Annotated in this window: 2 protein-coding genes; both read right to left on the reverse strand. The window is 52.3% G+C overall.

All coding sequences use genetic code 11. From position 1 onward, the window contains the following. Positions 1–60 precede the first annotated feature (60 nt). A complete protein-coding gene (locus MKY97_RS25185) occupies positions 61–15099 on the reverse strand; it encodes an amino acid adenylation domain-containing protein (protein WP_342552941.1) in 15039 nt (5012 codons plus the stop codon). A 720-nt stretch (positions 15100–15819) separates the two neighbouring features. Next, a complete protein-coding gene (gene ectB, locus MKY97_RS25190; protein ID WP_342552942.1) occupies positions 15820–17103 on the reverse strand; it encodes a diaminobutyrate--2-oxoglutarate transaminase in 1284 nt (427 codons plus the stop codon). Positions 17104–17553: the final 450 nt, after the last annotated feature.

The following is a 17553-nucleotide window of genomic DNA, read 5'->3' on the forward strand; positions in this document are numbered from 1 at the left end:
TTCATTGTCTTCGTTCCGATGTGCACCGTTTACGTTGGCAGCAGCAGTACGCTTGTAAAATTAGAATGCGAATTCAATCTTATCGACGGCATTCTTTGTGCCTGCTGACGGTTTATGACATTCGATCCGGCTCAGCGCGAGTTGTGGATTCTCCGCAATTTGAGACAGTACTCGCAAATAATCCTCGCTCAGGGCACGGACCCTCGCTTCTTTGAACAGCTTGGCAGCGTAGAAGAAACCTCCACTCAGCGCTCCGTTGTTTTCATACATAAACAGCGCGAGATCAAACTTCGCCTCTTCTATTTGGTCAAGCTCGTAATTCTTCAGACTGACCCCTTCCAATTCTGCATCTCGTTCTTCGATATTTTGTAAATCGAAAAGGGCATCAAACAGCGGAAAACGGCCTGGCTCCCGTTTCACATTCAAACGCTCCACGAGCTCTTCGAAAGGGTAATCCTGATTCTCGAAAGCCCCCAAAGCCATTTCTTTCACTTCTTTCAGGTAGGACAAGAACGTTTTTTCACCAGACGGATAATTACGAATGGCCAGTGTATTGACAAACATCCCAACAATCGGTTCCAAATCTGCGTTTGTTCTTCCTGCCACCGGGGTGCCCACGATCAAATCTTCCTGCCCGCTGTATTTGGACAGCAGCACCGTATAAGCCGCAAGCAGTACCATAAACAGCGTGCATTCATGTTCGGATGCCAAATCACGCAGCCGCGCAGAGAGTGAAGCTTCAACATCGAAATCCAGATGCGCACCTTCGTAGCTGCGAACCGCAGACCGTTCGTAGTCCATTGGCAGTTCACCCGTCGGAAGTTCGCCTTCGAAGGTCTGCAGCCAGTAGGCTTCCTGCTTCGCAATCCGTTCCCGTTGAGCCTTCGACTGCTGCCAAACTGCATAATCCTTGTATTGAATGCGCAGTGGCAGCAGTTCTTCCCCGGCGTAAAAACGTGAGAACTCATCCATCACAATGGCCATGGACATGCCGTCGGACACCATATGGTGCATGTCGAAAAGGAGAATATGCAGGTCTTGCTCCAGTTCGATGACCCCGGCGCGCAGCAGAGGCGGCTTGCCTAGTTCAAACGGACGGATGAAGGTACGAACAATCTGCTCGATTTGAGCTGCATCATCTTTATTCGCTTGATGATGCTCAACAGCAAAATCGACCTGGGAGTAAATCCGCTGAACGGCCTCACCCTTCACGAGTTCAAAACCGGTGCGCAGCGATTCATGCCGTACTATCAATTTCTGCAGGGCAGCTTCTACCCGATCCAGATCAAGCTTGCCTTCCAGCTGCACCAGTTCCGGCATGTTGTAAAGCTGATCCGCTCCATCCAGCGTATGCTGAATGAACAGCCTTTTCTGCGCAGAGGACAGAGGATAGTACTCCATTTCTTCCGCTGGAGGAATCGTTTCATGCTCCTGCCGTTCCATCCTGCCGATCGCCTCAGCCATTGCTGCGATTGTGGAGTGACGGAATACGTCGCGCAGCGCCAAGTTGATGTTTAACTTTTTAAATATCTTGCCTGCCAGCGTCGTCGCCCTCAAAGAATGCCCGCCGATGTCGAAGAAATTATCGTGAATGCCGATCGGCCTTGTAAGCCCCAGTACCTCCTGCCAAATGACCGCCAGCTTCGTTTCCAGTTCATTGCGCGGTGCGGCGTACTCTGTCCCGCTCCCCGCTTCTCCTTCCGGCGCTGGCAGCGCCTTCCGGTCAACCTTTCCGTTTGGCGTCAGAGGCAGCTGCGCCAGCTCCACGAAGTAAGACGGAATCATATAGCCCGGCAGCTCCTGTGCCAGCGTGCTGCGCAGCTCATTCACCGCCAGCGCTGCGCCGGTATCCGGTGCATAATACGCACACAGTGCCTTCTGCCCGTTCGCATCATTTCGAACCAGTACCACCGCTTCGCGTACGCCCTCCACCTGCAGCAGCTGCGATTCAACCTCACCCGTTTCAATCCGGTACCCCCGGATTTTGGCCTGGTTGTCGATCCGGCCGATGAAGTCCACATTTCCGTCTTCCATCCACCGCGCCAAGTCTCCCGTGCGGTACAGCCGTTCACCCGGGACAAACGGGCTGTCCACAAACTTCTCTTCCGTCAGCTCCGGACGATTCAAGTACCCGCGCGAGACCCCAACTCCGCCGATGACTAACTCGCCCAGCACCCCGACCGGCACCGGATTCAGATGGGCATCCACAATGTAGAACTTCGCGTTCAGCCACGCTCTGCCAATCGGAACGCTGCCTGTCTGCGGCAGCTTCGTCAGCGGCTCATCGTAGAAGCTCGAATCAATGGCGGCTTCCGTCACACCGTAGGCATTAATGATGCGAAGCGATGAGCCGAAGCGTTCCTGCAGCGTCCGGTAATCCGCCACACTGCAGCTGTCCGAGCTCGTAATCAGCAGCTCCATTTCGCTGATATCCAGCCCCTGCTCGTACACGTATTCCATAAACGGTACGATCAGCGCCGGTGTGGATTCAAAGATAGTGATTCTCTCCCGCTCCATCCAGTCATGCAGCCGAGACGGATCGATGCGGTCGTCTTTCGGCACAATCACCATCGTGCCTCCGTTGTACAGCGTGCGCGCGATATCGCCCACGAACACGTCAAACGAGAAGCTCGCCAGCTGCAGCAGCCGCACCGGGAATTGATCTAACCGGTATTCCCGCCGGTAGCCTGCCGCGGTGTTGACCAGACTGCGGTGCTCGATCATGACCCCTTTCGGCCTGCCCGTCGTTCCTGACGTGTAGATCACATACGCCAGATCCTCGGGACGGGCTTCATGGAAATCACCCGGGTCAGCAGCATTCGGATGACGTCTATTCTCACCGTCGTTTACACTCCACGTCAGCTTGCCAGAGACCACAGCCGAGTCCAAGCTGGAACCCATGCTCGAACCTAGGACACCACTGATCGGTGCATTTGCTCGTTCATCGCTGTATGATGCTTCGTCGTCGAGATACAGCACCGCTGCCAAGGCCAGTTCCTCTTCGTCCAGCCACGCTTCGGCACGCTCTCGCAGTGCCGTTTGTGTCAGGAGCAGCTTCGCTCCGCTGTCTTCGAGCATGAACCGCACGCGGTCTGCCGGATAATCCGGGTCAAGCGGCACATAGGCCCCGCCTGCCTTCCACACCCCCAGTACAGCCACCAGCAGGTCCACCGAACGCTCGGCAAGAATGCCAACGATGGACTCCCGGCCAATGCCGCCTGCACGCAGCGTACTCGCCAAACGATTTGCCCGCTCGTTCAGCGCTGCATAGGTCATTCGGTCATTCTCATACACAACAGCCGTCGCTTCCGGCGTGCGCTTCGCCTGTTCCTCGAACAGCCGATGGAATGCAGCCGCAGGAGCCGCTTCCGGCTGGGACGGGTTAAACCCGCCCAGAATTTGGTCCTTTTCCTCATTCGTTAACCAATCCAGCTCGGCAATCTTTGTATCAGGTTGGCTTGCGACTGTTATGAGCAGCTGCTCGTAATGTTTAGCCAGCCTTTCGACCGTTTCCCTTTTGTAGAGAGCTGTCGCATATTCGAAGCTGTAATCCAAGCCGCCGTTCTCTTCCCCTACATCCAGGCTGATATCAAACTTCGCGGTATCCAACTGACTCGGATAAGGAATCAGGCGCAGGCCTTCCAACTCAAATTCCTCATTTTCCGTATTCTGCATCGTAAACAGGGTGTCAAAGAGCGGATTGCGGCTCAAATCACGGGTAACCTGCACTCTCTCTACCAACGCTTCAAACGGATAGTTTTGATGTTCGAAGGCTTGGAGTGTCGTTTCTTTCACTTCCTGAAGGTAAGACAGGAATGTCTTGTCCGCAGCCGGATAACTGCGGATCGCCAGTGTATTTAAGAAAATACCGATTAACGGCTGTACATCGCCATGGTTCCTTCCCGCAATCGGTGTACCGACGATCACGTCTTCCTGACCCGAATATTTGTGCAAAAGCACGTTATACGCCGCAAGCAGCACCATAAATAATGTTGTCCCCGTTTCCGAGGCCAACCGCTTCAGGCGCTCAGTTTCTGGAGCGTCGAGGAAAAATTCCAGCGTTTGGCCTTCGTAACACTGCACGGCCGGACGTGGATAGTCGGTTGGCATTTCCAGCACCGGAAGCTCCCCTTGGAACATGTCCAGCCAATACAGCTCCTGACGCTGCAGCTTCTCCTTCTGTGCCTGTGACTGCTGCCAAACCGCATAGTCTTTGTACTGAATACGCAGTGGCTCCAACTGCTCACCGCCGTACAAGCGGATAAATTCTTCAACAAAGATTTCCATCGAGACGCCGTCGGAAATAATGTGATGCATATCGTACATTAGAATGTGGCGTTCCGGAGCAAGTTCCACAAGGCCGACTCTCAGCAGCGGAGGCTTTGCCAAGTCAAACGGACGGACGAAACGTCGAACCACCTCTTCGGCATCCTGCTCTTTCGCTTGGTACAGCTCCACGGCAAAATTAACGTCCTGATATAACCGCTGTGATGCTTCCCCATCCACCATTTCGAATCCGGTGCGCAGCACTTCATGCCTTGCCACGAGCTTGCGGAAAGCTTCTTCAAACCTCGCCCGGTCCAAAGCACCCTCCAGCACCATCGCTTCCGGCATGTTGTAGGTAAGTTCCGTACCTTCCAATTGATTAAGGATAAAGAGACGCTTTTGAGCATAAGATTGCGGGTACACCTCTCGCTCATCTGCAGCCGGAATCGCAGTGAATGTCTGTTCATCCAACCGGGAAATGGCAGCTGCCATGCTCTCGATCATGGAATAGCGGAACACATCGCGCAGCGGCAGATCGACGTTCAGCTCTTTATGAATTTTGCTAACCAGCGTTGTCGCCCGTAAAGAATGCCCGCCGATGTCGAAGAAATTATCGTGAACGCCGATCGGCCTTGTAAGCCCCAGTACCTCCTGCCAAATGACCACCAGCTTCGTTTCCAGTTCATTGCGCGGTGCGGCGTACTCTGTCCCGCTCCCCGCTTCTCCTTCCGGCGCTGGCAGCACCTTCCGGTCAACCTTTCCGTTCGGTGTCAAAGGCAGCTGCGCCAGTTCCACGAAGTAGGACGGAATCATATAGCCCGGCAGCTCCTGTGCCAGCGTGCTGCGCAGCTCATTCACCGCCAGCGCTGCGCCGGTATCCGGTGCATAATACGCACACAGCGCCTTCTGCCCGTTCGCGTCATTTCGAACCAGCACCACCGCTTCGCGTACGCCCTTCACCTGCAGCAGCTGCGATTCAACCTCACCCGTTTCAATCCGGTGCCCCCGGATTTTGGCCTGGTTGTCGATCCGGCCGATGAAGTCCACATTTCCGTCTTCCATCCACCGCGCCAAATCTCCCGTGCGGTACAACCGTTCACCCGGGACAAACGGGCTGTCCACAAACTTCTCTTCCGTCAGCTCCGGACGATTCAAGTACCCACGCGAGACCCCAACTCCGCCGATGACTAACTCGCCCAGCACCCCGACCGGCACCGGATTCAGATGGGCATCCACAATGTAAAACTTCGCGTTCAGCCACGCCCTGCCAATCGGAACGCTGCCTGTCTGCGGCAGCTTCGTCAGCGGCTCATCGTAGAAGCTCGAATCAATGGCCGCTTCCGTCACACCGTAGGCGTTGATGATGCGAAGCGATGAGCCGAAGCGTTCCTGCAGCGTCCGGTAATCCGCCACACTGCAGCTGTCCGAGCTCGTAATCAGCAGCTCCATTCCGCTGATATCCAGCCCCTGCTCGTACACGTATTCCATAAACGGTACGATCAGCGCCGGTGTGGATTCAAAGATAGTGATGTTCTCCCGCTCGATCCAGCCATGCAGCCGAGACGGATCGATGCGGTCGTCCTTCGGCACAATCACCATCGTGCCTCCGTTGTACAGCGTGCGCGCGATATCGCCTACGAACACGTCAAACGAGAAGCTGGCCAGCTGCAGCAGCCGCACCGGGAATTGATCTAATCGGTATTCCCGCCGGTAGCCTGCCGCGGTGTTGACCAGGCTGCGGTGCTCGATCATGACCCCTTTCGGCCTGCCCGTCGTTCCCGACGTGTAGATCACATACGCCAGATCTTCGGGACGGGCTTCATGGAAATCACCTATGTCAACAGCATTTGCAGCATGATGCCTATCCTCACCGTCGTTTACAACCCCCGTCAGCTTGCCAGAGACTACAGCGGAGTCCAAGCTGGAACCCATGCTCGAACCTTGGACAACGTCGGTCGGTGCATCTGCCCGTTCATCGCTGTACGATGCTTCGTCGTCGAGATACAGCACCGCTGCCAAGGCCAGTTCCTCTTCGCCCAGCCACGCTTCGGCACGCTCTCGCAGTGCCGTTTGTGTCAGCAGCACTTTCGCTCCGCTGTCTTCGAGCATGAACCGCACGCGGTCTGCCGGATAATCCGGGTCAAGCGGCACATAGGCCCCGCCTGCCTTCCACACCCCCAGCACAGCCACCAGCAGGTCCACCGAACGCTCGGCAAGAATGCCAACGATGGACTCCCGGCCAATGCCGCCTGCACGCAGCGTACTCGCCAAACGGTTTGCCCGCTCGTTCAGCGCTGCATAGGTCATTCGGTCATTCTCATACACAACAGCCGTCGCTTCCGGTGTGCGCTTCGCCTGTTCCTCGAACAGCCGATGGAATGCAGCCGCAGGAGCCGCTTCCGGCTGTGCGGGATTGAATGTGCACAGAATTTGGTCCTTTTCCTCATTCGTTAACCAATCCATGTCAGCAATCTTTGCATCTGGACGGCTTACAACCGCCGTAAGTAATTGTCCAAAGTGCGTCGACAATCGCCGAATCGTGCTCTCTTTATAGAGAGCCGTTGCGAATTCAAAGCTGCACTCCAAACCGCCGTTTTCTTCCGCAACATCCACACTCAGATCGAACTTGGCCGAGCCGTATTCACTAGGGTACGGCGACAATTTCAGCCCTTCCAGCTCTACTTCTTTATCCTCAAGGTTCTGCAGCGAGAACATCGTGTCAAAAAGCGGATTACGGCTCAGATCCCGGCTGACCTGCACTTTATCGACGAGTTCTTCGAACGGATAATTTTGGTGCTCGTAAGCACCCAAGGTTGTTTCCTTCACTTCTTCCAGATAGGACAGGAACGTTTTCTCCGAAGCCGGATAATTGCGAAGCGCCAGTGTGTTGACGAACATTCCTATTAACGGCTGCGTGTCTCCATGTGTTCTGCCCGCAATCGATGTTCCGACAATCAGATCGTCCTGACCTGTGTATTTATGCAAAAGCACGGTATAGGCCGCAAGCAGCACCATATACAGCGTCGTTCCGCTTTGAGCGGCTAACCGCTTCAAGCCTTCGTTCGTTTCCTCGTCCACAAAAGACGTCAATGTTTGCCCTTCAAAGCTCTGCACAGCAGGACGCGGGTAATCCGTAGGCATTTCTAAAACCGGCAGCTCTCCCTGGTAACGGTCAAGCCAGTATGCTTCTTCGCGTTTCAACTGTACTTTTTGCGCATCCGATTGCTGCCATACCGCATAGTCCTTGTATTGAATGCGCAATGGCTCCAATGACTCGCCTTCATACAGACGAACGAGTTCACCGACGAATACGTCCATCGAAACCCCGTCAGAGATGATATGATGCATGTCAAACATCAGCAAATAACGTTCGGCTGCCAGCTCTACGAGCTCTGCCCGCAGCAGTGGCGGCTTCGCCAAATCGAAAGGCCGGATGAAATCCTGTATGATTTCTGGCGCTTTTTCCTCACTCACATGACGGTACTGGACATTAAATTCGACATTTTCGTAAATACGCTGTATGGTTTCGCCCTGCAAGACCTCAAAACCGGTTCGCAGCGTTTCATGCCGTGCGATCAATTCACGGAAAGCTTTCTCCAGCAGACTCCGGTCCATTGATCCCTCCAGCAGCAGCACCCCCGGCATGTTGTAGCTTTGATCGGCTCCTTCGAGCTGATTTAGGATAAACAGCCGCTTCTGCGCTGAGGAAAGCGGATAATATGCTCTAGATTCTGCGAGTGGAATAGATGAGAACACCCGCTCTTCAATTCGGGAGATAGCCAGGGCCATCTCTTCCAGTCTCGAGTAGCGGAATACATCACGCAGAGGCAGCTCAACGTTCAGTTCCTGATGCACCCTGCTCACCAGTGTTGTTGCTCGCAGGGAATGTCCGCCTAGGTCGAAAAAGTCGTCATAAACACCGATATGTTCTAGTCCAAGCACACTTTTCCAAATCCCTGCCAAGCTGGCTTCCAGCGGAGTCCGGGGCGGCGTATGTTCTTCGCCCGGCTGCAGGCTCTCTTCCGGCAGCGGAAGGGAGCTGCGGTCGACCTTGCCGTTCGTTGTGAGAGGCAGACGTTCCAACTGGATCAAGTATCCCGGGATCATATAGGCAGGAAGTTCCTGGGAAAGTATGTTTTTCAACTCGGACGTCGAAATCTCAAAGTCTGCCTCGTAATAAGCACAGAGCTGCTTCTCACCGGAGTTGTTTTCCCTCGCCAATACTGTCGCCTTCCGGATCCCCTCCACTTTCTGAAGCTGCGCTTCGATCTCGCCCAGCTCAATCCGGAAACCGCGGATTTTCACTTGGTCATCTGTCCGTCCTACGTATTCGATCGTGCCATCAGACAGCCATTTAGCCAAATCTCCCGTCCGGTACATGCGCTCACCAGATACAAACGGATTGTCCACAAACTTCTCCGCCGTCAGCTCCGGTCGGTTATTGTAGCCCTGTACCAGACCTTCCCCGCCGATGCACAGCTCCCCAGCCACGCCGACCGGAAGAAGCTTATTCCGGCTGTCGACGATATAGACCGTTGTATTACTGATTGGCCGTCCGATCGGTACCGTAACCGCTGACTCATCCACGAAGTCAACCGGAAGATACGTGGTATAAACGGTGCTTTCCGATGGTCCATATAAATGGTTAAGCCTGCCTGGTCCGATATGGGCGAGTGCTTTACGCACATGACCGACCGACACACGTTCCCCTCCGAATAAAATGGCCCGGACGTCCCGCAGACAGTCGACATTCACATCGACAAGAACATTGAAAAAAGCTGTCGTAATCAGCATGACCGAGATTTGTTCGTGTTGGATGAGATCAGCCAGCTGCCCGATTTCCAGCACAGTCTCGCGGGGAACCAGTACCAGCCGAGCCCCGTTGGTCAAAGCACCGAAAATATCGAAAATTGCTCCGTCAAACGAGTAGCTTGACAGCTGGAGGACATGATCCCGCTCCGTGATTTCGATATAATTTGTATTTCGCACGATCCGCACAATGCTGCGGTGTGAAACCAGGTTTCCTTTCGGCCTGCCTGTCGTACCTGACGTATAGATGATGCAGGCCAGATCTGTCGCTGCGGTGCCCGGAATCAGATTTGTGCCGTCCTCGTGATAGAAGGACTCATCATCCAGTAAAATCACAGACTCCGAGCCAGCCAGCCGCTTACACAGGCGGCTTTGAATCAGCAGAACTTGTGCCCCCGAATCCTCGAGCAAGAAACGAATTCGCTCCTCAGGATAATCCGGGTCAATCGGTACGTATGCTGCTCCGGCTTTGTGTGCTGCCAGCATGCCTACCACCATTTCAATAGAACGTTCAGCCATAATAGCGACAAGACTGCCTTTGGATATTCCGCTGCAGCGCAGAGTACGGGCAAGACGATTGACTCGTTCGTTCAGCTCGTGGTAAGTCAGCTCCTGCCCATTCAAGGAAATGGCCGCTGCATCCGGGATACGCCCCGCCTGTTCTTCGAACAATTGAATGAGCGTCTTTCCTCGCGGAAATTCCGTCATTGTGTCGTTAAAGCGTTCAAGCAGATCAACTTTTTCTGCCTCTGTCACAAGTTCAAGCTCACCCACAGTAATCTCCGGGTTAGCCGTCACCTGCTCCAGCAGATGCACGAGATGCCCCTTAAGCCGCTCAATGCTGTCTTTATCAAACACTTCGGCATTAAAGTCAAACCGAATTTCGATCTCGTCTCCCGGCGCCACGGTCACATTGAAGTTATAGTTTGTCTGCTCCTCCATCTGAACGTCAGCAATTGTCAGGTCGCCGTGTTGCTGGTCTCCCGCCTTCTCCATCTGCTCGTCCACCGGATAGTTCTCAAAGGCAATGATATGATTGATCAAATTCTGTTTCTGCACGCTGCGAGCTTGAATTTCGTACAGCGGGTAATACTCATAACGTCCGGACTCCAGCGCTCGCTCTTGCATTTTCGTCATCAAATCGGCGAACAAGGTGTCCGCTTCGCTCGAGACACGGACAGGTACTGTATTGATGAACAGACCGATCATGGACTCGACACCCGGAATTTCAGCCGGTCTTCCTGCCACCACGCTGCCGAATACGGCATCGTTTGTTCCGTTATATTTTTGCAGCAGTACACCCCATGCTGCCTGCAGCAGCGTATTGACCGTAATCTGGTGCCCTCTCGCCACCCGATCCATCCGCCGGCTAAGCTCCCTGCCCAGCTCGGCCGTAACATGATCAGCCGTAAATTTGTCATTGAGCACAGCTTCCTTTTGTCCTGGCAGTACGGTTTGTCCTTCATAACCTGTCAGGAATTCCGTCCAATAAGCGGCTGCGGCCTGTTCGTCCTGCTTCTCCAGCCATTCGATATAGGCGTCATAATCCGCCCCGTTATCTTCCGCTAACGGTTTGCCGGATGCTAGATTCGAGTACGTCTCAAAAAGCTCCTGCGTCAGCTGTGCCAGACACCAGCCGTCCATCAGAATATGCTGGAAGCTCCACAGCACATGATAACTTTCATCTTCGGTACGCAGGATTGTAAAGCGAACAAGTGGATCATGTTCCATGTCGAACCCGCGGAGCTTGTCATCCTCGGCTTTTTTATTCAAATACGCTTGTTTCTCATCCAGCCGCAGATCAAGAAGCTCTTCATATTGAAATCCGACCGGCTTGTTCCGGTATATCACTTGCAGCGGCTCTCCCGCTGGTCCTTTGACAAAATTCGCCCGCAGTACCCGATGTCGTTTTGCCAGCTCCATCCAACTTCTCTCGAAAAGCTGGACATCAAGTGCCCCGCGCATCGTGAACCGAGTCTGCTCGAAGTAAGCGGCGTTTTGCCGATCAAGCGAGCTGTGGAACCACATGCCTTTCTGCATCGGCGTAAGTGAATAAATATTTTCTATTTCACCTCGATGTCCTGAATGCAGGGTGAGCTGCTCCAGCTCTGCAATAGTCAGACCTTTGAACTGCAAGTCACTTGGCGTCAATTCGGTCTTTTCTTTTCCTGCACAGTGGGCTATGAGCTCTCGAAGACTCTGCTCAAAGTACTGAGCAAAAGTCTCTATTGTCTCTTTACGATACTGCTTCAGGCTGTAGCTGAGATCGAGAGATAAAACGCCGTCCAGCACCATACCGTTAATATCCAGCACAAAGCTGCGGGCCTGACGGTCACTGGTCGGGCTGCCGCTGGAATAAGGAGATATGCTGATCTCGTCCTGATTGACATCATCGTCGAACTGGCCGAGATAGTTAAAATTGATTTCCGGCTCTGCCCCCCAGACAAAATGATCCTCCGATTTGGAGAGATAGCGGCAGACACCATATCCAAGCCCTTTATTCGGAATACGGCGCAGGCTTTCCTTGACCTGTTTGATCTGATAGGCGGTATCTCGGTCGGGTTCAGTCTCCAGGACGACTGGAAACTTCGTTGTAAACCAGCCAACGGTGCGTGTGATGTCGATATCTGTTCCGATTGATTCACGTCCGTGCCCCTCGAGATTAATTCGCACCCGTTCGTGTCCCGACCACTTTCGAATGGCGATGCCGAGCGCCGTTACCAAAATATCATTCATTTCGGTGTTATAGGCTCGGTGAACCCGCTTCAGCAGCAGTTCAGTTTCTTCTGGGGTCAAATGCACAAACAGCGATTCGCTGTCCTGCTGCGTCGTAACGTGCACTTCCATATCCTTCGGCACGGTCGGAACTTCAATTTGTTCCACGGCCTGCCAATAGGTTCGTTCCTTTGTCATCTCCGGGCTGTTTGCATAAGCCGCCAGCTGCTCGGACCACGTACGGTATGCATCCGTTTTCGCCGGGAAACGAATTTCCTTACTTTGCCCAGCCTGCTCGTAACCCAGAGCGAAATCCTCCATTAAAATACGCCAGGACACGCCGTCCACCACAGCATGATGAACCGCAAGCAGCAAGTGATCGCCGTCCATGCATCGGAACAATCCCGCCTTAACGAGGGGGCCGTTCTCTAAATCGATACCAGCTTGAATATTTGCTGCTTTCTCTTCCACAGCCTGCGAAGTGTTGTCCGCATCCTGTAAGTCAAATACGTCCAGCGTGAACAGCTCGCCTTCCTGAACTGCGCGGTTCCGCACGATAAATCCCTGTTCGGTCTTGCAGAACACCATCCGCAAGGCATCATGATGCTCGGCCAGCTTCTGCAGCACTTGGCACACAGTCTCTTCGCTGAAGCCTTCCTTCCGGTACAGCATCACTGATTGGTTGAAATGATGCTGATCCGCGAAGGCGCTCTCGAAAAACCAATGCTGAATAGGCGTCAGCACCGTTTCACCCGTTATTTCCCCTTGATCAATCGTACGCCCAACCGGCTTCACATGCAGGCTGAGCTGCGAGATCGTCGGATATTTAAACAAATCCCGGATTTCCAGCTTGTAACCGGCTTGATGAAGCCGTGAGGAAACCTGAATGGACTTGATCGAGTCTCCACCCAGCTCGAAAAAATGATCCGTTATTCCAACACGATCGGTGTTCAATACCGCCTGCCAGACATCAGCAAGCGTCTGCTCAGCTTCATTGCGCGGAGCTGCGTACTCACCGCCGGTAAGCGCGATGCCTTCGGGATCGGGCAATGCCTTGCGATCAATTTTATCGTTTGGTGTAAGCGGCATCTGCGGAAGCTGAACAAAATGTGCCGGAATCATATAATTCGGCATTTTTTTTGCCAACGTTCTTCTCAACTCGTCAAGCGTAAGCGCGTCGCCCGCGACCAGGTATGCGCACAGTTCTTGCCCGCTTTTACCATCCCTCGCAATGACGATTGTTTCCTGCACGGAGTCAATCTTTAGAAGCTGCTCCTCAATCTCGCCAATTTCGATCCGAAATCCACGGATTTTCACTTGATGGTCGATTCGGCCCATGTACTCAATATTTCCGTCCGGCAGCCAGCGTGCGAGGTCTCCTGTCCGGTAAAGACGTTCTCCCGGCTCAAACGGATGTTCCACGAACTTTTCCGCTGTCAGCTCCGGAAGGTTCAGGTAACCTCTCGCAAGGCCAACACCTGCCACACACAGCTCGCCTTCCACTCCCCGAGGGACAAGCTGGAGGTGAGTATCTAGAATAAAAATCTGGTGATTGGCCAGCGGGCGGCCGATCGGAATGATCCTGCGCTCTGGCTGCTCCTCATCAGCATCCCAAAGCGTTGTGACGATAGAAGCTTCGGTGGGTCCGTAAGCATTAAAATAGTGGACCTTCGATTTCCACTGCTGTACGAATTCGGCCGATACTGCCGATCCGCCCGTTATGAGCTTCGTTAAGCTGGGGAGGCTGTCCGGATTCAAATAAGCACTGTACGTCGGAGGCAAAATAGCTGCCGTAATTGCATGTTCGTTCATATAATTCTCGAACAGGCGGTTGTCTAGAATCGTCTCTGCCGTCGGGATATATAGTGCTGCACCAAAATAAAGAGCTTTGAACACTTCCCAGCAGGACGCATCAAACGATAAACTGGCAAATTGAACGATGCGATCATGTTCCGTGATGCCCAGCTTCTCCGCAAACATCAGCTTCAAGCTGACCAAACCCCGATGCTCCAGCATGACCCCTTTGGGATTGCCTGTCGTACCTGACGTATAGATGACGTATGCCAAATCATTTGGACCACTGGCTGGCTCCAGATTAGTCCCATCATCGCTGTACGCCTGCTCATCATCCAGCGCCAATACCGTTCCTTCAAAAGGCACCCGCTGCTTCAGCTCTTTTTGAGTCAGCAGCAGCTGCGCGTTGGAGTTCTCCAGAATATAGCGGATGCGTTCTTCCGGGTATTCCGGATCAATAGGCACATAGGCACCACCGGCTTTCAGTACTGCCAGCATGCCGACGACGGTTTCCAGCGATCTCCTGACCATTAAACCTACCAGTTGATTGGACTGCACACCGAGGAATCGCAGCGTGCGTGCCAGTCGGTTTGCCCTTTCATTCAACTCCGCGTACGAAAGCCGCTGTCCCTCAAATACAACCGCCGTCGCTTCGGGCACCCGTCCTGCCTGCTCCTCCACTAGTTGATGAATCGTCTGATCACGAGGATAGTCCTTCTTTGTATCGTTAAATCTCTGCAGCAGTTGAAATTTCTCGTCCTCCGACAGCATGTCCACCCGCAGGATGTCCATCTCCAGCTCTCGAAGCCCCACGGCCAGCAGACGATTCAGATGGCCTACAACTCGAGTCATCAACTCGGAATCATATAAAAGCTCGTTATATGAAAGGAATAGCTGTATCTTCCCTTCCACTAAGCTGAATTGAAAGGAACAATCCGCGACAACATTTTGCAAGGTCTCATCCAGATGCAGCTCCCTAAGGGAAACCAGCGTATGCACAACAGGTATCCCATCTGCATACTGCAGGTCCAGCTTTTCCGTCATTTTCAAGAATGGAATATGCTGATGCTGGATCGCTTCTGGTAAAGAAGTTCTCAGCTTGCTTAGAACTGTTTTAAATGTCGTACCTTCCAAAAGCGAGTTTTTCAAAATAACTGTATGATTAACGGAGCGCCGTGTCTCCGCCTGTTTCCGCACAATAGGCATGCCGACCAGAATTTCAGAAGCACCCGTATATTTATGTAGAAGCACTTGAACACCAGCAAGCAAAATCATGAAAGCAGCCAGCGGAGTCCCCCTGCTCATTTGATAGATACGCTGGGCCACTTCCTCCGAAAGCGAACCGCTGACGGTTGTCATAACGGGCGCCAAAGAATTTGGAGTTTTGCTGTAAGGCATCCGTGTCAAGGTATACTCTTCGCCATCAAATTTATCGTTCCAAAACAACGTTTCTTTTTTAAAAGCCACCTGGATCGTTCCCCTCTCTTCATCGGTAAAATCCATCCGGCGGAGCATTATGCCGCAGCAAAGCTCGCCTCTTTCTAAACATGGGACAACAGTGTCAGTAGATTTTACGAGTTAACCGCTGTGTTTACCCGGTTAAATATATACAGCAATAACTTTGCCTGACGGCTTTCCCCTTCAGCTCTCATACATAGAACAAAACAAAGATATCATTTCAAGCAAGAGATACAGCAGCTTCCGGCTCTTCTTCTTTCAGTAAGCTCTACTGCAGACGGTCTTCACAAAGACAGCTTTGGATTCAACATTTGGTTTGGAATTGGATTATGGGGGTGGACAAGGCATGTTCCTCCTATCGATGCAGGACTTGCTGCAGAGTTCCGGTAATCCATCAGGAATTAGACCACACCTCCGGATTCGGCACCGAAGCTGCCTTGGTTCAAAGCCAAAGTTACAGGGGCATTAATCACTCTATGTACGATTTTTCGTATTTCCCCGCAGCCTTGATGTGATTAAGTAAGAGACCAGCTGCGGGGTATGAGCTCTACTGACGTTTAGATGTGACAATGATAAAGCATGAGGCTCAAAGAATGCTCCGTATGGTATGAACGGGACAGCCCTTGGACTTGCGCTGAATTTCTTGCTGCTTGACGGATAAACAGCAGCATAGAAAAAACTACAATATGAAAGCGTTATCTCAACAACGGAGCCGCACGGCACCCAGAAGGTACATAGGTGTATTTTCGGGACGGTCAGCCCCCGCTTTAAACAGGTTTAGGTTGTTACCAGCAATCTTTGATCCTCCTCAGAGATTACCTGCTGCATACTGGACTTGATAATACTGCAGCCAGCGGTCAGATGCTCCATCGTGACAGTCAGAGGAGGCATGATCTTCAGAACGAGGTCTCCTCTGCCGGCTCTCTCAATAATGAGCCCATTCTCAAAGCAAATCTCAGACATACGTTTCGCCCCAGCTTCATCTATGAAGCCAGAGACGTCGATCCCCCAGATCAGGCCAATTCCGCGGATCGCAATGGATGGATGCAGAGTTTTAATTTCTTTTTCAAGAAACGAACGCACAAATTCTTCTTTCTGCTTCACCTGAGTTTCCAGGGAGACTTTGTCTCTGAACTCAAGTGCAGCTTTGGCAGCAACAAAGGCAAGCTGATTGCCACGGAAGGTACCATTGTGCTCCCCTGGTGTCCAGAGATCCAATTCCGGCTTCAGCAGCAGGATGGACATCGGCAGACCGTAACCGCTGATTGACTTTGACAGGGTAACGAGATCAGGTTCGATCCCCGCACGTTCAAAGGAGAAGAATTCACCAGCCCGGCCGCATCCAACTTGAATCTCGTCGGTAATGAGCAGGATATCGTGATCGCGGCACAGCTGCTGTAGTCCGCGCAGCCACTGCACGTCGGCGACATGAATTCCGCCCTCCGCTTGTATGGTTTCAAGCAGAATGGCAGCCGGTTTGTCGATTCCCGAGTGCGAATCAGTCAGGATATTTTCGATATAACCCAGTGTATCCATTTCTGCAAAAGCACCACTCGGATGCGGCATAAACGTAACTCCATTCAGAGGCAGTCCGGCCCCTTCCCTCATAGACTTGGAGCTTGTCGCTGACAGGCTGCCTAGTGACATGCCGTGGAACCCACCCATGAATGCGAATATCCCAGATCTCTTCTTCGCCTTGCGTGCAAGTTTTAGGGCTGCTTCAACCGCGTTCGTTCCCGTTGGACCACAGAATTGGATTTTGTAATTCAGCTTTCGCGGCTCCAGGATCCGCTCCGAGAAGCTTTGGATGAATTCCCGCTTGGCCATTGTATACATGTCCAGACCATGCATAATCCGATCTGAAGTTAAGTAATCAAGAATCTGATCCTTGATATAATCGTTGTTGTGACCGTAATTCAGCGCTCCTGCGCCTGCAAAAAAATCAATATATCCTCTTCCATCTTCAGAAAATAACAGGTCTTCCTTGGCCCGGTCGAATACTACCGGAAAGCTTCTGCAGTAAGATCTTACGTTGGATTCCAGCTTTTCAAAAATGCTCACGCGCTTCATCCTCCATCGAAATTGGAATAAGGTTAGCTTCAATTACTTAACCTTCTAACGTCATCGAGCAGTAACTTCTCAGCTGTCATTTTTCACCATTGTCGGTCCTTGCATGCCAGCTTGCTGGACAGCCAGTGGACTGGTCTCTCGCACACAGCTTGGGTATGTATAAAAACCCACCAATACTATTTTTTAGCATATTTGGAAGGTCGACCTAGGTAGAATTATATCAAATTTCCAAAGAATGTATAGTAAATTTTTGGTTAAATTAGGTCAACTCAACATAAAGTGTTAATAATTCGCCTTATTATAACGAAAGGAGAAGTTATATTGGGAAAGGTTTGTCACAATCGAAGGATTCGGAGGTGTTGAAGATAAGAATTCCCTTTGTCATATATGGTATTTATTTACTTACATTCTCTGTTCATGCTGTAAATCCTTGCGCTTTAC

This window comes from Paenibacillus sp. FSL R7-0652 (assembly GCF_038595045.1).
Lineage (GTDB): Bacteria > Bacillota > Bacilli > Paenibacillales > Paenibacillaceae > Paenibacillus.